This window comes from Bacillus cereus group sp. BfR-BA-01383 (assembly GCF_022663495.1).
GTDB lineage: Bacteria > Bacillota > Bacilli > Bacillales > Bacillaceae_G > Bacillus_A > Bacillus_A cereus_AU.
The window spans coordinates 24,957-48,506 of sequence record NZ_JAKUFP010000034.1; the positions used below are offsets into that span (position 1 = coordinate 24,957).

Genomic DNA, 23,550 nt, shown 5'->3' on the forward strand with positions numbered 1-23,550 from the left:
AGGGGTGAGAATAGAAAAAGGAGTTTTCTTGTATGGAAGCGAAGAAGTATCAAGCCTTTTGGCGTGGGGCTATTATATTAACAATCGCAAGTTTTGTTACGAAAGTATTAAGCGCTTTTTACCGTATTCCATATCAAAATATAGCGGGTGATATTGGTTTTTATATTTACCAACAAATTTATCCGTTTTATGGATTTTGTTTAATTTTAGCCACTTATGGATTCCCTGTTATAATTTCAAAAATTGTCGCAGAAAGATTAGAACGAGGAAAACAAGAGGAAGCAGAAGAAATAATCTGTGTATCTTTTTGGTTCTTATTAGGAATTGGTTTTATAGGCTTTTTCACATTATTTTTTGGCTCCGAAACAATTGCAATAGCTATGGGCGATATACACTTAGATAAGTTACTACGAGTTATTTCGTTTTCATTCATATTGATGCCGTTTTTATCTGTAGCAAGAGGATATTTTCAAGGATTTAATAATATGATGCCAACAGCTGTTTCGCAAGTAATGGAGCAAACGATTCGTGTTTCTATTATTGTATTTTTATCCCTATTCCTAATTGCTCACGGATTTGATTTATATACAGTTGGTGCAGGTGCTATGTTAGGTTCAATTGCAGGTGGACTTATTGGGATTATCGTACTTGTATTTTATATGCGTCGTGATTTTCGTTCTATATTCTTCAAAAGTTTGAAGAATATTAGGGGAAAAGGAAGGATAATTAAAATCCTTTTTTGGCAGGGATTAGCAATTTGTATTAGTAACTTAGTGCTTATTTTTATACAAATGGCTGATTCTATTTCCTTCTATTCTTTACTTATTGGTGCAGGAGAACAAGCTGAAAGTGCAAAGGTATTAAAAGGTGTTTATGATAGAAGTATCCCGCTTATGCAATTAGGTACTGTCGTGACAACTTCTTTCTCGTTGTCACTTATTCCAATTATTACAGCGGCGAAAGAAAGAGGAGATCTTTCCTTTATTCGAGAAAAGGTAAGGTTAGCAATGAAAATAACATTCGTTATTGGATTCGCGGCGGCTATTGGATTAACTTGTATTATTCAACCTACGAATATTATGTTGTTCGAAAATAGTGATGGATCAGATGTTTTATCTATTTTATCCTTATCTATTTTATTTAGTTCATTGTCAATTACAACCGCTTCTATCTTACAAGGGTTGGGACAAACGTTAAAACCAGCCATATTCGTTGTATTTGGAGGTTGTTTAAAGTTAGCTTTAAACTATATGCTAATGCCTTATTTTGGTGTAAAGGGAGCTGCAATTGCAACATTAGTTGCGCTAATTGTAATTTCGATGCTAAATAGTGTGTTGCTTATGCGAGCTGTATCGAAATCGCTTATTGATAAGCGGAATATGTTACGTATAGTTATTAGTGGCGTTGGTATGGGATTTGTATTAATAATGTTTATACGTGTGTTGCAAATGTCTGGATTAGTAATTGATACGGGGCATAGAGGAATCGCAACACTTGAAGCGTTGTTAGGCGTAGCTATCGGCGGATTAACATATGCGTTTTTCATTTTAAAATTACGTGTATTTACAAAAGAAGAACTGGGAACCGTTATGAAACAAGAGACAAAAGAAGGTTCATTGAAGAAGAGTGGATAGAGGTGACAGGTTGTGAGTGGAATCATTACTATTTTAGGATTGGGAGCTGGAGAATTAGATCAGTTAACAATGGGTGTGTATCGAAAAATAAAAGAAGCGGATCATATGTTTGTTAGAACGAAGGAACATCCCGTTATAGAAGAGTTGGAGAAAGAAGGTATACAGTATACAGCTTTTGACAATGTATATGAAGCACATGATACATTTGAAATTGTATATGAAACAATTTCAAATACATTGTTAGCACAAGCTGAAGGTACAGAAATCATCTACGCTGTTCCAGGGCATCCGCTTGTAGCAGAAAGAACAGTTCAGCTACTGTTGGAAAAAGGAGAAGCGGCAAATGTTGAAGTGCGAATTGAAGGTGGACAAAGTTTCCTTGATCCGATGTTCGCAAGTCTAAAAATTGATCCGATTGAAGGATTCCAATTAATTGACGCTACATCATTTGAAAGAGGGCAATTGGAATTACGTCAACATTTAATCTTTTGTCAAGTGTATGATGCGTTCGTTGCTTCAGATGTGAAATTAACATTAATGGAAATGTTGCCAGATGATTATGAAGTGTATATCGTAACGGCTGCAGGAACTTCGTTTGAACAAGTCAAAAAGGTGCCGTTGTACATGCTAGATCATGAAACAGAATTGAATAATTTAACGAGTGTATATGTACCGCCAGTTCAGGAACGTGCATCCTTGTATCAGCAGTTTGATGTACTTAGAGAAATTATTGCAGACCTTCGTGGACCGAATGGTTGTCCGTGGGATAAAAAGCAAACACATCAATCGTTAAAGAAATATTTAATTGAAGAAGCATATGAAGTGTTAGAAGCAATTGATGAAGAGGACGATGATCACTTAGTAGAAGAACTAGGCGATATATTATTACAAGTTATGCTTCATGCTCAAATTGGGGAGGATGAAGGTTGGTTCTCTATAGATGATATCATTCGAACTTTATCTGAGAAAATGGTTCGTCGCCATCCACATGTATTTGGGAATACGGATGTAAATAGTGCTGATGAAGTGATTGCCAATTGGGAAGAAATTAAAAAACAAGAAAAAGGATCCGTGAAAGAATCTGTTTTAACGGGTGTTCCAAAAAGTTTGCCGCAGTTACTACGCGCTTATGAAGTTCAGAAGAAAGCTGGCAAGGTTGGATTCGATTGGGCTGATGTGCAGCCGATGATAGAGAAAGCCGTAGAAGAATGGCAAGAATTTCAGCAAGAAGTTGCAAACATGGATGAGGAAAAGATGTTAGGTGAATTTGGCGATTTACTATTTGCGTTTGTTAATATAGCCCGTCATTATAAAATAGACCCAGAAGAGGCGTTGCGTTCAACTAATGAGAAGTTTATTAGTCGTTTTTTATACATGGAAGCAAAAGTAGCTGAAATGAATAAAGAGATGCAAGATTTATCATTAGAACAGTTAGATGTTTTATGGGAAGAGGCAAAACAAACAGAGCGTTAATAGGGGGATTTTATATGCGTCTAGATAAGTTTTTGAAAGTATCACGTTTAATTAAAAGAAGAACATTAGCGAAGGAAGTAGCTGACCAAGGGAGAATAGCAATTAATGGTCAAGTGGCAAAAGCGAGTTCAGATGTGAAAGTGGCTGATGAATTAACAATTCGTTTTGGTCAAAAAATAGTAACTGTAAAAATAAATGAATTAAAAGAAACGACTAAAAAAGAAGATGCAGCAAACATGTATAGCTTAGTTCGTGAGGAAAAAGTAAAAGCGGAAGAAGGCTTGTTCTAAAATAGGTTATCCCCTCATACATTACTATTAGCTAGTATAAATCTATGGGGGGATTTACGTGAATAATGGTTACTCACCTACGTCTTCTAATCAACAAAACGTTTCAATAGAGCATGATATTATTATGCGCGGCAGGCGTGTAATCGATATTACTGGTGTAAAGCAGGTAGAGAGTTTTGATAGCGAAGAGTTTTTGCTTGAGACCGTAATGGGTTTTTTAACAATTCGTGGTCAAAATTTACAAATGAAAAATTTAGATGTAGAAAAAGGCGTTGTATCGATTAAAGGCAAAGTTCATGAGATGCTGTATATTGATGAGAATCAAGGGGAGAAAACTAAAGGTTTCTTTAGTAAGTTGTTTAAATGAGCCTAACAATTCAGTTGTATACAATGCTTTCAATGATTGGAATGGGCGCTTGGATTGGAGCATCTTTAGATACATATCAACGTTTTTTAAAGCGTCAAGAACGTAAACGTTGGCTTGTATTTATACATGATATACTATTTTGGATTGTCCAAGCATTATTCGTTTTTTATGTATTACTGCTTGTGAATGAAGCAGAATTACGTATATATGTGTTTTTGGCATTATTATGTGGTTTTGCGGCATATCAAAGCTTGTTGAAAGCATTATACATGAAGCTGTTAAATTTTCTCATCTATATTTTTATGCAAACAACACATTTTTTTGTTCAAATTATAAAGCTACTCATGATAAAACCTGTTATTATTATAGCGCAGCTATTTATTGCATTTATATTATTCTTATTTCGTATACTGCTTTCAATTGGACATGTGTTATGGAAAATGGTGATTTGGATATTACTTTTCATATGGAAAGTTTTTTTCTGGCCTGTTCGATTTATTGTTTCGCTCATATGGAAACTTCTCCCTAATCGTGTTAAACTTTTTATAATGAAACATGTAGGTTTCCTGCAATATATAGTAAAATTGAAGGGACATATCTTCCAATTATGGGAGCGTATAAAAAAGAAGTTAGGGGGACCTCGGAAATGAGGGAACTGAGACAAAGAACAATCGAAAAACAGAGTCCAAATCCTGTTAAAGAGCATATAATACAAACGGATGAGAACAGGAAGCGACTTTATCGCCGTTTAGCGGTTTTTCTTGTCTTTGCTTTTACAATTATTGCGAGTATTAGTGTAACGTTTTATCAACAAAACAGTTCCATTAAAGCAAAAGAAGCAAAAGTTAAGGACATGAAAAAAGAATTGGATTCATTAACGAATAAAGAAAAAAGTCTAAAAGACGAAGTTCAAAAGTTAAATGATGAAGAGTACGTATTAAAGATTGCTAGAAGGGATTATTTCTTCTCTGGAAAAGGGGAGATAATTTTTCCTGTATCTAAGTAGAGTATGTCTTATTGACACTATATTTTAGGATTATATATAATAAAGTAAAATTTGACTTTTTAACCACTAAGGAGGAGCATTTTTTTTATGTCAATCGAGGTAGGCAGCAAGTTACAGGGTAAAGTAACAGGTATTACAAATTTTGGGGCTTTTGTGGAGCTGCCAGAAGGCTTAACGGGTCTTGTTCATATTAGTGAAGTTGCTGATAATTATGTGAAAGATATTAACGATCACTTAAAAGTGGGCGACCAAGTAGAAGTAAAAGTTATTAACGTTGAAAAAGATGGTAAGATTGGTTTATCTATTAAAAAAGCGAAAGAGCGTGAAAAAACAGAAGGAGATCGTCCACGTGGTGAATACCAACGCGGTGGCGGCGATCAACAACGTTCTGGACGTCCACAACGTAATAATAATCGTTCTTTCAACAGAGATAACCGCGGTGGCGGTAATGACCGAGCTCCAAAAGAAACATTTGAGCAAAAAATGGCACGCTTCTTAAAGGATAGTGAAGATCGTTTAACTTCTTTAAAGCGTAACACAGAATCTAAACGTGGTGGCCGTGGCGCACGTCGCGGATAATAAGACCGTTTAATTCTTAACATATAGAGAGGTACCCGGAGTAATTGCTCGGGGTGCTTTTTTATGTGAGAAAATATATTTTTTAAAAAAGTTTTCAAGATGTGTTGACTTTAAATTATATCTGATGTAAGATACTAATTGTCCGTTAAATAAGACGACATGGCGGTGTAGCTCAGCTGGCTAGAGCGTACGGTTCATACCCGTGAGGTCGGGGGTTCGATCCCCTCCGCCGCTATATTTATTTTAACGGCCCGTTGGTCAAGTGGTTAAGACACCGCCCTTTCACGGCGGTAACACGGGTTCGAATCCCGTACGGGTCATCTAAAAAGATCATGCAAATTTGCATGATCTTTTTTTGTTAAATAAATCAAGACATACAACACTTCTACAAAATCACCCTATATTTTCTGAATCTTCCATTAAATCATTGGGGATAAATTACATACTGTGTATATATGTAGATTTATTTCGAATAAAAAGTCGAACGATTATAAAAGTGAAAACTGTTGTTTTGACAAAAATCCCAATAATCATCTTTTATAATGATAGTAATTAAACTATGCAGGTGGTGTTAAAAATATGCCTAAAGCAGGAAGGAATACTATGAATACAAGTGCATTAGCAATGAATGAAGGTCAGCTTGGAACAATAAAGTGGACGAGTAAGTTGCGAATGAAGTTTGAGCAAGTTTTCTTTAGATGGGGATTTATTATTGTTGTTATTGGTTTTCTTTTGGGACGAGCATATATATTAACGAATATTTTACCGTTTGCACTGCCGTTTTTCGCTGCTGTTTATGTTATGAAGCGGGATAAAATGCCGCTCGCGTTCTTGGCTCTAATGGGGGGAGCACTTTCAGTTTCGATAGATAATCTATTTTTTACTTTTGCATCTATCTTTACCTTCTTCATTTATAATATCTTCTTTAGTCGGTTTACACGTAAAACTGTTGGACTTGTTCCATTCCAAGTATTTATCTCCGCATTAACCGCACATTTAGTTGTAGTCTATTTCGCACAACAAACTGTCACCATGTACGATTTACTCGTTAGTACGATTGAGGCAGGACTTAGCTTTGTATTAACTATGATATTTTTACAAAGTGTTCCGCTTTTAGTAGAAAGGAAAGGGAAACAGCAAGCATTAGAGACAGAAGAAATTGTTTGTTTAATTATATTACTAGCATCTGTATTAACAGGTACAACAGATTGGTTTGTATATGATGCTTCTATTCAACATATTTTTACTAGGTATTTGGTGCTAGTGTTTGCATTTATTGCAGGTGCTGCTACAGGGTCTACAGTAGGAGTCGTTACTGGATTGATATTAAGTTTAGCAAATGTGTCCAGTTTGTCTCAGCTCAGTTTGCTTGCCTTTTCTGGATTGCTTGGTGGGTTGTTAAAAGAAGGGAAGCGTCTAGGCGTTAGTTTGGGTTTATTAATTGGAACAAGCTTGATTACGCTATATGTAGACAAGCAAACAAACATTATAACAACTTTAATTGAATCTGGTGTGGCGATTGTGTTCTTTTTATTAACACCGAAACTTGTTATGGATCGCATTGCTAAATTTATGCCAGGTACACAGGAACATTCGCAAGATCAACAGCAATATTTAAGAAGAATGCGTGATGTTACAGCGACTAAAATCAATCAATTTGCAAATGTGTTTGCTGCTTTATCTAATAGCTTTTCTGTATATGGGTATGTGGAGGAGGAAGATAAAGAGACAGAAGCAGATTTGTTCTTAAGTACAATTACTGCAAAAACATGTCAAACGTGTTTTAAAAAGGACCAATGCTGGGTGGTTAATTTCGACAAAACGTACGACTATATGAAACAAATAATGAGTGAAACAGAAGAAGGGACATTGCAACATAATCGGAAGTTAGTTCGTGAATGGGACAAGCATTGTGTAAGAGGAAAAAAAGTGACGGATTTAGTAGCAGGTGAATTAGATCACTTTTATGAGGGACAGAAATTACGAAAACAAATGAAGGAAAATCGTAGAATAGTAGCAGAACAATTATTGGGTGTATCAAAAGTTATGGAGGATTTTGCTAAGGAAATACAAAAAGAGCGAGAAAATCATCAAGTACAGGAAGAACAGATTTTGCAAGCGTTTCGTGACTTTGGTGTCGAAGTAGAGCATGTTGATATTTATTGCTTAGATAGAGGAAGTATTGACATTGAAATGTTGATTCCAGCTGCATCTAATGAACATGGAGAGTGTGAGAAGTTGGTTGCTCCTATGCTTTCAGACATTTTAAAAGAAAATATTGTTGTTAAGCATGAAGAGAAATCCTCTTATCCAAATGGTCACAGTTTAATATCATTTGGTTCAGCGAAGACGTATTCCCTTGATACAGGATTGGCTACAGCTGCAAAAGGTGGTGGGTTTGTCTCAGGTGATTCTTATGCGATGATGGATTTAAGCGTTGGTAAATATGCGCTTGCGATTAGTGATGGTATGGGAAATGGACAAAGAGCTCATATGGAGAGTAAGGAAACGGTAAAATTATTACAAAAAATACTCCAATCAGGTATTGATGAGGAAATAGCGATTAAGTCTATCAATTCAATTCTTTCTTTAAGAACGACAGAAGAGATGTTTACGACGTTGGACTTAGCTATGGTGGATTTACGGGATGCGAGTGCAAAGTTTTTAAAGATCGGATCAACGCCGAGTTTTGTTAAACGCGCAAATAATATTTTGAAAATTGAAGCAAGTAACTTGCCGATGGGAATTATCGAAGATGTTGAAGTTGATGTGGTGGGTGAGCAGTTAAAAACGGGCGATATCCTTATTATGATGAGTGATGGGATCTTTGAGGGAGCGCAGCATGTGGAGAATCATGAACTATGGATGAAACGAAAAATTAAAGAATTGCAAACTGAAGACCCGCAAGAAATTGCTGATATCATTATGGAAGAAGTGATTCGCTCCTGTGATGGTTATATAAATGACGATATGACTATTGTTGTGGCGAAAGTGAAGAAAAATATGCCTAAGTGGGCTACGATTCCGATTGTAGGAATGCAGGCGCAATAAAGTGAACTTTTATTCAGTAGGTGGTTATCCGCTGTTGATTAATATAAGTATATTCCAAAAAAACCTAGGTAGATGCCTAGGTTTTTTTGTAGGAAAAGTTAATGCTATTATTTTTGTGAATATGCACGGAGGATGTAAGATAAAAATGTAATTTTTGTATATCTTTTTTTTGCACAATGTTTGTAAAAGTTGTACCATTATAGACAAGGCAATTAACGTTGCTGTTCTTGTTTAATGAAAGGTGATTACGAAGTTGAAAGATACATTTGTTGAGAAGGTAGATGACTTTGTAAAGCAGCATGATGTATTAAAGGAACGTTCAACAATTGTTGTAGGAGTTTCTGGTGGTCCTGACTCTTTAGCTCTTCTATATTATTTGTTAGAAAAAAGAGCAGAAAAACAATTGGGAATTGTAGTAGCGCATGTGGATCATATGTTTAGAGGCGATGAATCGCATGAGGATCTACAGTTTGTGCAGGATCTTTGTAGAGGACTTGGAGTTATTTGTGAAACGATAAGGGTTAACGTGTCGCAATATCAAAAACAATACGGGATGAATGCGCAGGTTGCTGCTAGAGAATGCAGATATGCATTTTTGGAAAGAATAATGAAGAAATATGATGCGAGATATGTAGCTCTTGGGCATCATGGAGATGATCAAGTAGAGACAATTTTAATGCGCCTTGTACGAGGGAGTACTCCGAAAGGGTATGCAGGAATTGCGGTGAAGCGTCCTTTTCATAATGGATATTTAATTAGGCCGTTACTTGGAGTAACAAAGGAAGAAATCATTGATTACTGTAATAAGCTAAATGTAATTCCCCGTATCGATCCGAGTAATAAAAAGGAAGTATATACAAGGAATCGATTACGTAAATATGTTCTTCCTCATTTGAAAGAAGAAAACCCACAAGTGCATGAGAAATTTCAAAAATTTAGCGTGCAGATGCAAGAGGATGAGGCTTATTTGCAGGAATTAGCTTTTGAGAAAATGAATAAAGTAATTACAAAAAAAAGTGATAAACAAATTAGCTTATCAATTCCTGCCTTCGAATCCATGTCTTTGCCTTTACAAAGGAGAGGGATTCAACTAATATTAAATTATCTTTATGAATATAAGATTCCGTCTTCTCTTTCTTCTATACATATTGACAAAGTGATTGAGTTTTTTAAACGGACACAACCTTCGGGTTCACTTGATTTCCCAGGTGATTTAAAAATTGTCCGCACATACGAGGAGTGTAGCTTTAGATTTAAACAAGAAATTGTTTCTCCTTTTTCGCAAGATTTATCAGTACCCGGGATAATTACATTATCAAACGGAGATAAACTTGTAACAGAGGTGAGCGAAGATATACCAAGTAACATGAATGAAACAGTATTTGTTGCTAAGTATAATGATATATCATATCCACTTCGTATTCGTTCTAGAGAAAATGGAGATCGCATGTCAATACAAGGTATGGATGGCACAAAAAAGATAAAAGCTATTTTTATCGAAGCGAAAGTACCAAAAGAAAAAAGGGAAGAATGGCCGGTCGTTTGTGATGCAAGTGGAAATATTATTTGGGTACCCTTGTTGAAGCGATCTGCATTTGCTATTTCGAAAGAAATAGCAAAGAAGGATAAATATATGATTATTCACTACAAAAGCAAGGAGTCTTCCGGGAGGATAATGAAATGATGAATCAAGATATCGAAAAAGTATTAATTTCTGAAGAACAAATACAAGAAAAGGTGCGCGAACTAGGTGCAATTATTGCAGAGGATTACAAAAACACAGTACCTCTTGCAATTGGTGTATTAAAGGGCGCAATGCCATTTATGGCAGATTTATTAAAGAGAACAGATACATATCTTGAAATGGATTTTATGGCTGTATCTAGCTACGGTCACTCTACAGTTTCAACAGGTGAAGTGAAAATTTTAAAAGACCTTGATACTTCTGTAGAAGGTCGCGATATTTTAATCGTTGAAGATATTATTGATAGCGGTCTTACACTAAGCTACTTAGTAGATCTATTCAAATATCGTAAAGCAAAATCTGTAAAAATTGTTACGTTATTAGATAAGCCAACAGGCCGTAAGGTTGATCTGAAAGCAGATTATGTTGGGTTTACTGTTCCGCATGAATTCGTTGTAGGATATGGATTAGATTATAAAGAACAGTACCGTAATCTTCCTTATGTGGGAGTATTAAAACCAAGTGTTTACTCAAATTAATTAAATACAGGCGTTACAATTGTATAGGAAAGTTTTTCTATGTTACGATTTACTATAGTGTTTATGCCGTGAGAGGAGGTTAGGAATGAATCGTATCTTCCGTAATACCATCTTTTATTTACTGATATTCTTAGTAGTAATTGGAATTGTGAGCTATTTTAATGGTTCGACGCAAAAAACGACACCAGTTAGCTACGATAAATTCATTACTAAACTAGAAAAGGGTGAAGTGCGCAATGTGCAACTTCAACCGAAAAATGGTGTATTTGAAGTAAAAGGACAATTCAATACTTCTAGTCAAGGAGAACAATTTGTTACTTATGCACCAAATACTGAGGAATTACAAAAGAAAATTAATGATAAAGCGCAAGGTGCTGAAGTTAAGTATCAACCAGCAGAAGAAACAAGTGCTTGGGTAACATTCTTTACTTCTATCATTCCGTTTGTCATTATCTTCATTTTATTCTTCTTCTTATTAAACCAAGCTCAGGGTGGCGGTAGCCGTGTTATGAACTTCGGGAAAAGTAAGGCGAAGCTATACAATGATGAAAAGAAAAAAATTCGTTTCAGAGATGTTGCTGGAGCGGATGAAGAGAAACAAGAACTTGTTGAGGTAGTTGAATTCTTGAAAGACCCTCGTAAGTTCGCTGAAGTTGGTGCCCGTATTCCAAAGGGTGTTCTATTAGTGGGACCTCCAGGTACAGGTAAAACTTTATTAGCACGTGCTGTTGCAGGTGAAGCAGGCGTTCCGTTCTTCTCTATTAGTGGTTCTGACTTCGTAGAGATGTTTGTCGGTGTCGGTGCATCCCGTGTACGTGACTTATTTGAAAATGCAAAGAAAAATGCTCCTTGTATCATTTTCATTGATGAAATTGATGCGGTAGGACGTCAACGTGGCGCGGGTCTTGGCGGTGGTCATGATGAGCGTGAACAAACGTTGAACCAATTGCTTGTTGAAATGGATGGATTCGGTGCAAACGAAGGTATTATTATCATCGCTGCGACAAACCGTCCTGATATTCTTGATCCAGCATTATTACGTCCAGGTCGTTTTGACCGTCAAATTACAGTAGATCGTCCAGATGTAAATGGTCGTGAAGCTGTACTGAAAGTACACGCTCGTAATAAACCGCTTGATGAGAATGTCAACTTAAGAGCAATTGCAACTCGTACACCAGGATTCTCTGGTGCCGATCTTGAAAACTTATTAAACGAAGCTGCTTTAGTAGCTGCGCGTCAAGATAAGAAGAAAATTGATATGAGTGACATCGATGAAGCAACGGATCGTGTTATTGCAGGTCCTGCTAAGAAAAGTCGTGTTATCTCTGAAAAAGAACGTAATATCGTTGCATTCCATGAAGCTGGCCATACTGTAATTGGTGTTGTCCTTGATGAGGCAGATATCGTTCATAAAGTAACCATTGTCCCTCGTGGTCAAGCTGGTGGATATGCGGTAATGCTTCCGAAAGAAGATCGTTACTTCATGACAAAACCAGAGTTACTTGATAAAATCACTGGTTTACTTGGTGGTCGAGTAGCTGAAGAGATTGTATTTGGTGAAGTAAGTACAGGTGCTCACAACGACTTCCAACGTGCGACTGGTATTGCTAGACGTATGGTTACGGAATTCGGTATGAGTGATAAGCTTGGACCAATGCAATTCGGTAGCTCACAAGGTGGTCAGGTATTCTTAGGAAGAGACTTCCACTCAGAGCAAAATTATAGCGATGCAATTGCACATGAAATTGATGTGGAAATGCAAACTATTATGAAAGACTGTTATGCTCGTGCAAAACAAATTCTTACTGAAAAACGTGATAAGCTAGATATTATTGCGAAAACGTTACTTGAAGTAGAAACATTAGATGCAGAGCAAATCAATCATTTATATGATTACGGCAGATTGCCAGAGCGTCCAACATCTTCAGATGATGTGAAAGTAAACATCAACATGAAGAAAGATGATGAAGACGCAGAAGATAAGTAAGAGATGAAGGAGTGACAGTGGTCACTCCTTTTTTATTTGTGGAATGAATTTAATGACAAAAGAATTTAAATAAAACTATTATTAAAAATTGAAATAGAGAGCAATCTTTTTGTACAATGATGAGTATAGAAAAACTGATTATATAAGTATGTGTGATATGATGTTTTTATAAGTTTTATACATACTGCACAGATATAGATTAAATAAGATAAGTGGTGAGAATATGATTTTTGTATTGGATGTAGGGAACACAAATGCGGTATTAGGTGTGTTTGAAGAGGGGAAACTTCGTCAGCATTGGCGCATGGAAACAGATCGTCATAAAACAGAAGATGAGTATGGGATGCTTGTAAAGCAGTTGCTTGAGCATGAGGGTCTTTCGTTTGAAGATGTGAAAGGTATTATTGTGTCTTCAGTCGTACCGCCAATTATGTTCGCTTTAGAGCGTATGTGTGAAAAGTATTTTAAAATTAAACCGCTTGTAGTAGGGCCTGGAATAAAAACTGGCTTGAATATTAAATATGAAAATCCACGTGAAGTAGGCGCGGACCGAATTGTAAATGCGGTAGCAGGAATTCACTTGTATGGAAGTCCGCTTATTATTGTTGATTTTGGTACGGCTACTACATATTGTTATATTAACGAAGAAAAGCATTATATGGGTGGCGTTATTACGCCAGGAATTATGATTTCAGCAGAGGCTTTATATAGTAGGGCGGCAAAACTTCCTCGTATTGAAATTACAAAACCAAGTAGTGTTGTTGGGAAGAATACAGTAAGTGCGATGCAATCAGGTATTCTTTATGGATACGTTGGACAAGTGGAAGGTATTGTTAAGCGTATGAAAGAAGAAGCTAAACAAGAACCGAAAGTTATTGCAACAGGTGGACTAGCGAAATTAATTTCAGAAGAATCAAATGTAATTGATATTGTAGATCCATTCTTAACGTTAAAAGGTTTGTATATGTTATATGAACGTAATGCAAATTTACAGCATGAGAAAGGTGAATAAACAGGTATGAAAGATTATTTAGTAAAAGCGTTAGCATTTGATGGAGAAGTACGTGCGTATAGTGTGCGTACAACAAACACGGTAAGTGAGGCGCAAAAACGTCATGATACATGGAGAACAGCTTCAGCAGCACTTGGTCGCTCGTTAACTGCCGGAACAATAATGGGAGCGATGTTAAAAGGTGACCAAAAGTTAACAATTAAGGTAGAAGGTAACGGTCCGATTGGCCCGATCTTAGTAGATGCTCATGCAAATGGAGATGTACGTGGTTATGTAACGAATCCACATGTTGATTTTGAAGGAACAGAACAAGGAAAATTACGTGTATATCAAGCGGTAGGTACAGAAGGATTTGTAACAGTAATTAAAGATATTGGTATGCGTGAGCCGTTTGTCGGCCAATCTCCAATCGTTTCGGGAGAATTAGGAGAAGACTTCACATATTATTTCGCAGTTTCTGAGCAGACACCTTCTTCTGTAGGTGTTGGTGTTCTTGTAAATGGAGATGACAGCATATTAGCAGCAGGTGGATTTATTCTTCAAATTATGCCAGGCGCACAGGAGGAAACAATCTCATTCATTGAAGATCGTTTGCAAAAAATCCCTCCTGTATCAACATTGATCGAACAGGGGCTTTCTCCAGAAGAGGTACTATATGCAGTCCTTGGGGAAGATAAAGTAAAAGTATTAGAAACGATGGATGTTCAATTTAATTGCACGTGCTCACGCGAACGTATTGAGAGCGTGTTAATTAGTTTAGGTAAAACAGAGTTAGAGCAAATTCGTGAAGAAGAAGAAGAGACAGAAGTTCATTGCCATTTCTGTAATGAACGACATAAGTTCTCTAAAGAAGATATTACAAATTTAATTGAGAATTTATAATAAAGGGATTAAGGAAAACGATCCTCTAAACAGATTGACAAACAGGGAATTTTCTGACAAAATCTAAATATAGATAAAACCAATAAAAATACTCGGTGTTAGGAGTGACAGGAATGCGAGTGGCACAATCAGTTTCAGAATTAATCGGGAAAACGCCGATCGTTAAGTTGAACCGCATCGTAGAATCAGGCAGCGCAGATATATACTTAAAATTAGAATTTATGAATCCGGGAAGCAGTGTTAAAGATCGTATTGCATTAGCTATGATTGAAGATGCTGAAAAAAAAGGATTATTAAAAGAAGGCGATACAATCATTGAGCCAACAAGTGGTAACACAGGAATTGGTTTAGCGATGGTAGCGGCTGCTAAAGGATATAAGGCAATTTTAGTAATGCCAGAAACAATGAGTGTTGAGCGTCGTAATTTATTACGCGCTTACGGTGCTGAATTAGTATTGACTCCAGGTCCTGAAGGAATGGGTGGAGCGATCCGTAAAGCGACTGAATTAGCAAAAGAGCATGGCTACTTTATCCCACAACAGTTCCAAAATCAATCGAATCCAGAAATTCATCGTTTAACAACGGGTCCGGAAATTGTTGAACAAATGGGTGATCAATTAGATGCGTTTATTGCGGGTATTGGTACAGGTGGGACAATTACCGGTGCTGGTGAAGTATTGAAGGAAGCGTATAAAGATATTAAAATTTATGCAGTAGAACCTGCGGATTCACCAGTATTATCTGGCGGGAAACCAGGACCACATAAAATCCAAGGAATTGGAGCAGGATTTGTTCCAGAAACATTGGATGTAGAAGTATATGATGAAATTATTCAAGTGAAAACAGAGCAAGCGTTTGAATATGCGAGAAGAGTAGCTAAAGAGGAAGGCATTTTAGTTGGTATTTCTTCAGGGGCAGTTGTTTATGCAGCAACAGAAGTTGCGAAAAAGTTAGGTAAAGGGAAAAAGGTACTTGTTATTATCCCAAGTAACGGTGAACGTTATTTAAGTACACCGCTTTATCAATTTGAATCGTAATTAAATATGATTGAAAAAGCATCCTTGAAAAAGGATGCTTTTTCTTTTTGGATTGGAAATAGGAAAAGAGTGAATGACTAGAAAACTTCATGTAAAATAAGAGGTAGTATAATTAATTTATTTTCACGAGCCTTCGAGTATAATCATTCTCTATATAAATAACTTATGTAGTTTGAGGTGGTTCATCTAAGAGGGTGGGATAAAAGAAGACGGGGTGTTGATATGCAACGAAGAAAATCTTTAGCGCTTTCTATTCCATATCAGTTAGATTTTTTTAAGCAGTATAAATTTCTTTCTCAGGATAAGCCGCAACATATTTTATTAGAAAGTGGCCGCGGTGGTCGTTATAACATTGTGGGGCTGGATCCAGTAGCGGTAATCCAAGGGAAGGGTGAGACGTTACATATAAGTGAAAGTGGTAAGGAAACAATAAAACGAGGAAACCCATTAGATTTAATGCAAGAATATATGGAGAAATGGAAAACAGACTATAATCCAGAGTACCCGCCTTTTCAAGGTGGTGCAATTGGTTACTTTAGTTATGATTGTATCCGTTATATCGAAAAACTTCCTTCTCTTGCAGAGGATGATTTGAATATACCTGATATATTCTTTTTATTATTTGATGACGTGTTTTTGTACGATCAAAAAGAACAAGTGTTATGGATTATTACACATTATGTAGACGAACATGAAGAGGCAGAAGAGCGATTGAATAAATGGAGAGATCTTTGGGTGAAAGAAGTGCCTGAAGTGACTATACCGTTTGAGCGTCCGGAAAACAACAATGAGGTAGTTGCGTTTACAGAAGAAGGTTTTATGAAAGCTGTTGAACGCATTCAAGAATATATTGGGAATGGTGATGTATTTCAAGTTAACTTGTCAACAAGACAAGAAAGAACGTTACAAACACATCCGCTAGAAATTTATACGAGTCTTCGTGAAATTAATCCATCTCCATATATGGGTTACTTGGAGCTAGGTGATTTTCAAATTGTTAGTGGATCGCCAGAATTACTAATTAAGAAACAAGGGAAAGAAGTAAGTACAAGGCCGATTGCTGGTACAAGATCCCGAGGAGCGAATGAGCAAGAGGATGAAGAATTGGCAAGAGAATTAATTGAGAATGAAAAAGAAAGAGCAGAGCATGTAATGCTTGTAGATTTAGAACGAAATGATTTAGGGCGCGTTTGTAAATATGGAACTGTAGAAGTAGATGAATTTATGGTGATTGAAAAATACTCACATGTTATGCATATTGTTTCTAATGTACGTGGTGAGGTGGAAGGAGATAAAGATGCTTTCGATTTAGTGAAGGCTGTATTTCCTGGTGGAACAATTACTGGTGCCCCGAAAATACGTACGATGGAAATTATTGAAGAATTAGAACCTGTCCGCCGAGGGATTTATACAGGTTCAATTGGTTGGATCGGTTATTCTGGAGATACGGAATTGAATATTGTCATTAGGACGCTTCTTGCGAAAGATGGACAAGTGCATGTACAGGCAGGAGCGGGAATTGTAATTGATTCAAATCCGAAGAATGAATATAAAGAGTCGTTAAAAAAAGCGATTGCTTTATGGCGTGCAAAAGAAAGTAGCGAAGAAACGGTTAGGTGAGAGAAATGATATTAATGATTGATAATTATGATTCTTTTACATTTAATTTAGTGCAGTTTCTTGGGGAACTTGGACAAGAGCTTGTTGTTAAGCGTAATGATGAAGTGACTATTTCAGATATTGAGAATATGAAACCGGACTTTTTAATGATTTCACCAGGTCCGTGTAGTCCGAATGAAGCGGGTATTAGTATGGAGGTTATTCAATACTTTGCAGGAAAGATTCCAATTTTTGGAGTTTGCCTTGGGCATCAATCCATTGCACAAGTGTTTGGTGGAGAAGTTGTTCGAGCAGAGCGATTAATGCATGGGAAAACTTCGCTTATGCATCATGACGGAAAGACGATTTTCGCGGACATTCCTAATCCATTTACTGCAACGCGTTATCATTCCCTTATTGTTAAGAAAGAGACGTTACCAGATTGCTTAGAGGTAACATCTTGGACAGAGGAAGGGGAGATTATGGCGCTTCGTCATAAAACGTTACCAATTGAAGGTGTACAGTTCCATCCGGAATCTATTATGACTTCTCATGGGAAAGAGTTACTACAGAATTTCATTCGTAAATATAGTCCAAGCGTGACATCATGTTAATCTACGTAAATGGTGAGTACGTAGAAGCGGGTGAAGCAAAAATTTCTCCTTATGACCATGGTTATTTATATGGGCTTGGAGTTTTTGAGACGTTTCGTATTTATAATGGTCATCCCTTCCTGTTGGATGATCATTATGCTCGTTTAATAGATGCGCTGGATACATTGCAAATTAAATGGACCATGACAAAAGATGACGTAATGCTTATTTTGAAAAATCTGCTCGTTAAGAATGAATTGGAGCATGCATATGTACGCTTTAATGTATCGGCGGGTGTAGATGAAATAGGATTGCAAACGGAAATGTATGAAGAGCCGTCGGTTATTGTTTTTATAAAACCTTTGGCAGCCCCAGGGGATATAGTGGAAAAAGAAGGGGTTATTTTAAAACAAGTGCGAAATACACCAGAGGGTGCATTTCGCTTGAAGTCCCATCATTATTTAAATAACATTTTAGGGAAACGCGAAATTGGAAATGGTGTGAATAAGGAAGGTATTTTCCTTACTAAAGCAGGTTATGTTGCAGAGGGTATTGTTTCGAATCTCTTTTTTGTTAAGGGAGATACTTTGTATACTCCTTCATTAGAAACAGGGATTTTAAACGGGATCACTCGTGCGTTTATTATAAAGGTTGCTGAAGAGCTGGGTATAGAAGTAAAGGAAGGTTTCTTTACAAAAGATGAGTTGCTTTCAGCGGATGAAGTGTTCGTAACGAACTCTATTCAAGAGATTGTCCCTCTTTATTGTATAGAGGGAGAAGATTTCCCGGGTAAAGCGGGAATGGTTACAAAAAGATTTATGGATCTTTATGAAATGCAGAGAGAGCAATTGTGGAGCAGAAATGAATTGCGAAGAGGAGATGTGTAGTTTGAAGTGGGATTATGATTTGCGCTGCGGCGAATATACATTGAATTTAAATGAAAAGACATTGATTATGGGGATTTTAAATGTAACACCAGATTCGTTTTCTGATGGCGGGAGTTACAACGAAGTAGATGCTGCGGTGCGCCATGCGAAAGAAATGAAAAATGAAGGTGCTCATATTATTGATATCGGCGGTGAATCTACTCGCCCGGGTTTCGCTAAAGTTTCAGTAGAAGAAGAAATCAAACGAGTTGTTCCGATGATTCAGGCGGTTTCAAAAGAAGTGAAATTGCCTATTTCTATTGATACGTATAAAGCTGAAGTTGCGAAACAAGCGATTGAAGCGGGTGCTCGCATTATTAATGATATTTGGGGGGCGAAGGCGGAACCGAAGATTGCTGAAGTTGCAGCTCATTATGATGTACCTATCATCTTAATGCATAATCGCGGTAATATGAATTATCGTAATTTAATGGCTGATATGATTGCTGATTTGCATGACAGTATAAAAATTGCTAAAGATGCTGGTGTACGAGATGAAAATATTATTTTAGACCCAGGCATTGGTTTTGCAAAAACACCTGAGCAAAATTTAGAAGCGATGCGTAATTTAGAGCAGTTAAATGTATTGGGTTACCCAGTTCTATTAGGTACTTCAAGAAAGTCCTTTATTGGGCATGTATTAGATTTACCGGTGGAGGAGCGTCTTGAAGGAACGGGTGCTACCGTTTGTCTTGGTATTGAAAAAGGCTGTGAGTTTGTTCGTGTTCATGATGTGAAAGAAATGGCGCGTATGGCTAAGATGATGGACGCGATGATTGGTAAGGGGGTAAAGTAATTGGATAAAATTTATGTCCATGATATGGAGTTTTACGGTTATCATGGTGTATTCCCAGAAGAAAATAAGTTAGGACAGAGATTTAAAGTGGACTTAACGGTGGAATTGGATTTGAAACGTGCAGGAGAAAGTGATGACTTGGAGCATTCTGTCAATTACGGGGAGCTTTTCGAACTATGTAGAAAAGTTGTTGAAGATAGAACGTATAAGCTTGTAGAGAGTATCGCTGAAAATATCGCTACAGATATATTGAAACAATATGAGAGTATTTCACGGTGTACGATTAAGGTAATTAAACCAGATCCGCCAATACCGGGGCATTATCGTGCTGTAGCAGTAGAAATTACGAGAGAACGACCATGAATAATATAGCGTACATTGCGTTAGGTTCGAATATTGGAGAGCGTTATACGTATTTAACTGAAGCGATTCAGTTTTTAAATAAAAACCCGTATATCCAAGTTGATGATATTTCGTCTGTATATGAAACTGATCCGGTTGGCTATACTGACCAAAATTGCTTTTTAAATTTGGTTATAAAAATTTCTACCAATTTATCACCGCAAGAATTATTGAAAGTAACACAAAAGGTAGAGAATGACCTAGGAAGAAAAAGGGAAATCAGGTGGGGTCCGAGGACCATCGACCTTGACATTTTACTATATAATCAAGAAAATATTGAAGCGGAGAATCTTATTGTTCCGCATCCGCGGATGTTCGAAAGAGCTTTCGTTATCGTTCCGTTGTTAGAGATTAATCAAGATATCAAACAAGACATTTCACGTTCACAAGTAGAAGAAATGAAAAGGCGAGAGGGAGTAACGGTATGGAAGCAGAAAAATGGGGAAGACGCATTCGTGCTTTTCGAAAGCTAAAAGGTTATACGCAAGAAGGATTTGCTAAAGAATTAGGGGTATCTGTATCTGTTTTAGGAGAGGTCGAGAGGGGAAATCGATCGCCTTCTCAAGACTTTGTAGTAGAAGTTGCGAAAGCATTAAAGGTTTCAGTAGATGAATTAATGCCGAAGTGACCGTAAAGGAAGGAGTAAGTCGGTTGTTAAAGATTGCAAATATTGAGATGAAAAATCCGGTTGTATTAGCACCGATGGCGGGAGTGTGTAACTCTGCATTCCGTTTGACGGTAAAAGAATTTGGTGCAGGTTTAGTTTGTGCTGAAATGGTAAGTGATAAGGCGATATTACTTAATAACAAAAGAACATTAGATATGTTATATATCGATGAGAGAGAAAAGCCATTAAGTTTACAAATTTTTGGTGGAGAGAAAGAAACTCTTGTAGATGCTGCGAAATACGTAGATAAATATACGACGGCAGACATTATTGATATTAATATGGGTTGCCCAGTACCGAAAATCACTAAGTGTGATGCGGGAGCGAAGTGGCTTTTAGATCCAAATAAAATATATGAAATGGTAGCAGCAGTTGTAGACGCTGTTGAAAAGCCAGTTACAGTTAAAATGCGTATCGGTTGGGATGAAGAACATATTTTCGCAATTGAGAATGCAAAAGCTGTTGAGCGTGCTGGTGGACAGGCGGTAGCAGTTCATGGGCGTACACGTGTGCAAATGTATGAAGGTAAAGCAGATTGGGATATTATTAAACAAGTAAAGCAAGCTGTAAATATTCCGGTTATCGGAAATGGTGATGTCGAAACACCACAAGATGCAAAGCGTATGCTTGATGAAGTTGGTGTAGATGGTGTTATGATTGGTCGTGCTGCTCTTGGTGATCCGTGGATGATTTATCGTACAGTGAAGTATTTGGAGACAGGTGAATTAATGCCGGAACCGACAGTGCGTGAGAAGATTGATGTATGTATGTTGCATCTAGATCGTCTTATCGATTTAAAGAATGAAAATGTCGCTGTAAGAGAGATGAGAAAGCATGCGGCTTGGTATTTAAAAGGTGTTCGTGGTAACGCGAGTGTACGTAATGGTATCAATACTTGTAACACACGTGAAGATCTTGCGAATGTATTAGGTGCATTTGTAGAAGAAGTAGAAGCGAAACAACAAACAATTTACGTCGGTTAATAAGGGGATATAGGAGATTGACATTCTTCTATACACTTCCTATAATTACGTGAAAGAAAGAAGAACTGCCAGTTAGATGCTGGCAGTTTTTCTAGTTGAGTAGAAAATGCTATACTGTATATATTATAAAAATTAATAGAGCTGGAGTGATATCAATATCATGGATAACATGAACCACGAAGAATTAAACGACCAATTGCTTGTTCGTCGTGAAAAGCTACATAACTTACGTGAACAGGGAATCGATCCGTTCGGTAAACGATTTGAACGCACAAATTCAACAAATGACTTATTAAGCTTATATGGAGAGTTCTCTAAAGAGGAATTAGAAGAGAAAGAAATCTCTGTTTCTATCGCTGGTCGTATTATGACAAAACGCGGTAAAGGAAAAGCGGGATTTGCACACATTCAAGATTTGCATGGGCAAGTTCAAATTTATGTTCGTAAAGATGCTGTTGGAGATGAAGAGTACGAATTGTTTAAAACAGCAGATCTAGGTGACTTAGTAGGTATTGAAGGTAAAGTGTTCAAAACGAATGTTGGAGAACTTTCAGTAAAAGCAACAGGATTTACACTATTAACGAAATCTCTTCGTCCATTACCGGATAAATACCATGGATTAAAAGATGTTGAACAACGCTACCGTCAACGTTACTTAGACTTAATTACAAGTATGGAAAGCCGTGAAACGTTCGTTACTCGTAGTAAAATTATTCGTGAGATGAGAAGATATTTAGATGACAATGGTTATCTTGAAGTGGAAACGCCTATGATGCATGCAATTGCAGGTGGAGCGTCTGCTCGTCCTTTCACTACACATCATAATGCGTTAGATATGGAATTATATATGCGTATTGCAATTGAACTTCATTTAAAACGCCTTATTGTGGGTGGATTAGAAAAAGTTTATGAAATAGGCCGAGTATTCCGTAATGAGGGTGTATCAACTCGTCATAATCCTGAGTTTACGATGATTGAATTATATGAAGCGTACGCTGATTATAATGATATTATGAAACTAACAGAAGATATGGTTGCTCATATCGCCAAAAAAGTATTGGGTACAACAACAATCCAATATGGTGAGTATGAAATTAATCTAGAACCAGAATGGACACGTCTTCATATGGTAGATGCAATTAAGCAATACTCTGGAGCAGATTTCTGGAATCCGATGAGTGTAGAAGAAGCGCGTGAACTTGCAAAAGAACATAATGTAGAAATTAAGAATACAATGGAAGTTGGTCATATTATTAATGAGTTCTTCGAGCAAAAAGTAGAAGATAAATTAATCCAACCAACATTTATTTACGGTCATCCGGTAGAAATTTCGCCACTTGCGAAAAAGAATGACGAAGATCCACGATTCACAGATCGTTTCGAGTTATTTATCGTTGCACGTGAACATGCAAATGCATTCACTGAGTTAAATGATCCAATCGATCAAAAAGAACGTTTTGAAGCTCAATTAAAAGAACGCGAGCAAGGTAATGATGAAGCTCATATGATGGATGATGATTATATCGAAGCTCTTGAGTACGGTATGCCACCTACGGGCGGATTAGGAATTGGTATTGATCGTCTTGTTATGTTATTAACAAATGCACCATCTATTCGTGACGTACTATTATTCCCTGCTATGCGTCATAAACAAGACTAAGCTTTGGAGATTTCTCCAAAGCTTTTTTTATTTTACTATGAGGAACTTGAAGACAGTGGATGATAGGTGTGGAAATTATATTTATATAGAAGAAATGTACTGTTTTTATACTTTTTTACTAAGTTAAAAATTTTATTAGAAAAACTATTGCATTTTAATAATCAAACTGGTATATTTATATTCGTTGCCACGGAAGGTAACGAAAGAAACAAACGAAAAACAACTTATTGAAAAAAGTTGTTGACGAAAATATAACGAAATGTTATATTAATAAAGTCGCTTCTGAGCGACAGACAAGTTCTTTGAAAACTGAACGAAACAAACAACGTGAAACGTCAATTTTTATTTTTAGATGCTAGACAAACTAACTTTATTGGAGAGTT

The 23,550-nt window shown here is 36.8% G+C and carries 23 protein-coding genes and 2 tRNA genes; all 25 read left to right on the plus strand.

Translation table 11 applies throughout. From position 1 onward, the window contains the following. Window positions 1–32 precede the first annotated feature (32 nt). The 25 genes from MR065_RS22375 (at window position 33) to lysS (ending at window position 23,167) form a co-directional block, all read left to right on the plus strand. Window positions 33–1,634 carry a putative polysaccharide biosynthesis protein gene (locus MR065_RS22375; protein ID WP_242215106.1) on the plus strand — a complete coding sequence of 534 codons (1,602 nt, stop codon included), beginning with the start codon at window positions 33–35 and terminating at the stop codon, window positions 1,632–1,634. Window positions 1,635–1,646: 12 nt separating this feature from the next. Then, entirely contained in the window at window positions 1,647–3,107 is a 1,461-nt protein-coding gene (gene yabN, locus MR065_RS22380; RefSeq protein ID WP_242215107.1) for a bifunctional methyltransferase/pyrophosphohydrolase YabN, read from the plus strand. Window positions 3,108–3,121: 14 nt separating this feature from the next. Then, the gene (locus MR065_RS22385) at window positions 3,122–3,397 is read left to right on the plus strand and encodes an RNA-binding S4 domain-containing protein (protein WP_001234875.1); all 276 of its coding nucleotides are present in this window, start codon (window positions 3,122–3,124) and stop codon (window positions 3,395–3,397) included. 58 nt (window positions 3,398–3,455) lie between these two features. Beyond that, window positions 3,456–3,764: a sporulation protein YabP gene (gene yabP / locus MR065_RS22390; RefSeq protein ID WP_098717902.1), complete on the plus strand. Its 309-nt coding sequence runs from the start codon at window positions 3,456–3,458 to the stop codon at window positions 3,762–3,764. Next, window positions 3,761–4,414, plus strand: a complete 654-nt coding sequence (gene yabQ, locus MR065_RS22395) for a spore cortex biosynthesis protein YabQ (RefSeq protein WP_242215108.1) — start codon at window positions 3,761–3,763, stop codon at window positions 4,412–4,414. Before yabP ends, yabQ begins: the two co-directional genes overlap by 4 nt. Next, complete coding sequence (divIC, locus tag MR065_RS22400) at window positions 4,411–4,770, plus strand: cell division protein DivIC (protein ID WP_001208736.1); 360 nt, start codon at window positions 4,411–4,413, stop codon at window positions 4,768–4,770. The genes yabQ and divIC overlap by 4 nt, the downstream gene beginning before the upstream one ends. 87 nt (window positions 4,771–4,857) lie before the next feature. Further along, entirely contained in the window at window positions 4,858–5,349 is a 492-nt protein-coding gene (locus tag MR065_RS22405; RefSeq protein WP_097905077.1) for a S1 domain-containing RNA-binding protein, read from the plus strand. Window positions 5,350–5,510: 161 nt separating this feature from the next. After that, a tRNA-Met gene (locus MR065_RS22410) sits at window positions 5,511–5,584 on the plus strand. 13 nt (window positions 5,585–5,597) lie between these two features. Next, window positions 5,598–5,669, plus strand: a tRNA-Glu gene (locus MR065_RS22415). A gap of 259 nt (window positions 5,670–5,928) precedes the next feature. After that, complete coding sequence (gene spoIIE, locus MR065_RS22420; protein ID WP_242215109.1) at window positions 5,929–8,400, plus strand: stage II sporulation protein E; 2,472 nt, start codon at window positions 5,929–5,931, stop codon at window positions 8,398–8,400. 253 nt (window positions 8,401–8,653) lie between these two features. Then, window positions 8,654–10,084: a tRNA lysidine(34) synthetase TilS gene (gene tilS / locus MR065_RS22425; RefSeq protein ID WP_242215110.1), complete on the plus strand. Its 1,431-nt coding sequence runs from the start codon at window positions 8,654–8,656 to the stop codon at window positions 10,082–10,084. Then, the gene (gene hpt / locus MR065_RS22430) at window positions 10,081–10,623 is read left to right on the plus strand and encodes a hypoxanthine phosphoribosyltransferase (protein WP_000981842.1); all 543 of its coding nucleotides are present in this window, start codon (window positions 10,081–10,083) and stop codon (window positions 10,621–10,623) included. Before tilS ends, hpt begins: the two co-directional genes overlap by 4 nt. A gap of 85 nt (window positions 10,624–10,708) precedes the next feature. After that, window positions 10,709–12,610, plus strand: coding sequence for an ATP-dependent zinc metalloprotease FtsH (ftsH, locus tag MR065_RS22435; RefSeq protein WP_242215111.1), 1,902 nt, complete (start codon window positions 10,709–10,711; stop codon window positions 12,608–12,610). Between the two features lie 223 nt (window positions 12,611–12,833). Further along, entirely contained in the window at window positions 12,834–13,622 is a 789-nt protein-coding gene (locus tag MR065_RS22440) for a type III pantothenate kinase (protein WP_097905074.1), read from the plus strand. Between the two features lie 6 nt (window positions 13,623–13,628). Beyond that, complete coding sequence (gene hslO / locus MR065_RS22445) at window positions 13,629–14,504, plus strand: redox-regulated molecular chaperone HslO (protein ID WP_098269537.1); 876 nt, start codon at window positions 13,629–13,631, stop codon at window positions 14,502–14,504. A gap of 113 nt (window positions 14,505–14,617) precedes the next feature. Continuing rightward, window positions 14,618–15,541, plus strand: coding sequence for a cysteine synthase A (cysK, locus tag MR065_RS22450; protein ID WP_097905072.1), 924 nt, complete (start codon window positions 14,618–14,620; stop codon window positions 15,539–15,541). 222 nt (window positions 15,542–15,763) lie between these two features. Next, the gene (pabB, locus tag MR065_RS22455; RefSeq protein WP_242215112.1) at window positions 15,764–17,161 is read left to right on the plus strand and encodes an aminodeoxychorismate synthase, component I; all 1,398 of its coding nucleotides are present in this window, start codon (window positions 15,764–15,766) and stop codon (window positions 17,159–17,161) included. Between the two features lie 5 nt (window positions 17,162–17,166). Next, the gene (gene pabA, locus MR065_RS22460; protein WP_097905070.1) at window positions 17,167–17,754 is read left to right on the plus strand and encodes an aminodeoxychorismate/anthranilate synthase component II; all 588 of its coding nucleotides are present in this window, start codon (window positions 17,167–17,169) and stop codon (window positions 17,752–17,754) included. Beyond that, entirely contained in the window at window positions 17,748–18,620 is an 873-nt protein-coding gene (gene pabC / locus MR065_RS22465) for an aminodeoxychorismate lyase (protein ID WP_242215113.1), read from the plus strand. The genes pabA and pabC overlap by 7 nt, the downstream gene beginning before the upstream one ends. Beyond that, window positions 18,595–19,455 (plus strand): dihydropteroate synthase, encoded by an 861-nt coding sequence (folP, locus tag MR065_RS22470; RefSeq protein WP_242215114.1) that lies wholly within the window; start codon window positions 18,595–18,597, stop codon window positions 19,453–19,455. The genes pabC and folP overlap by 26 nt, the downstream gene beginning before the upstream one ends. After that, window positions 19,456–19,818 carry a dihydroneopterin aldolase gene (gene folB / locus MR065_RS22475; RefSeq protein ID WP_097905067.1) on the plus strand — a complete coding sequence of 121 codons (363 nt, stop codon included), beginning with the start codon at window positions 19,456–19,458 and terminating at the stop codon, window positions 19,816–19,818. Next, window positions 19,815–20,330, plus strand: coding sequence for a 2-amino-4-hydroxy-6-hydroxymethyldihydropteridine diphosphokinase (gene folK / locus MR065_RS22480; RefSeq protein ID WP_242215115.1), 516 nt, complete (start codon window positions 19,815–19,817; stop codon window positions 20,328–20,330). The genes folB and folK overlap by 4 nt, the downstream gene beginning before the upstream one ends. After that, window positions 20,282–20,485, plus strand: a complete 204-nt coding sequence (locus tag MR065_RS22485) for a helix-turn-helix domain-containing protein (RefSeq protein ID WP_097905065.1) — start codon at window positions 20,282–20,284, stop codon at window positions 20,483–20,485. The genes folK and MR065_RS22485 overlap by 49 nt, the downstream gene beginning before the upstream one ends. Window positions 20,486–20,508: 23 nt before the next feature. Beyond that, a complete protein-coding gene (gene dusB, locus MR065_RS22490; protein WP_242215116.1) occupies window positions 20,509–21,507 on the plus strand; it encodes a tRNA dihydrouridine synthase DusB in 999 nt (332 codons plus the stop codon). 160 nt (window positions 21,508–21,667) lie between these two features. Beyond that, window positions 21,668–23,167 (plus strand): lysine--tRNA ligase, encoded by a 1,500-nt coding sequence (gene lysS, locus MR065_RS22495; protein WP_242215117.1) that lies wholly within the window; start codon window positions 21,668–21,670, stop codon window positions 23,165–23,167. Window positions 23,168–23,550 lie beyond the last annotated feature (383 nt).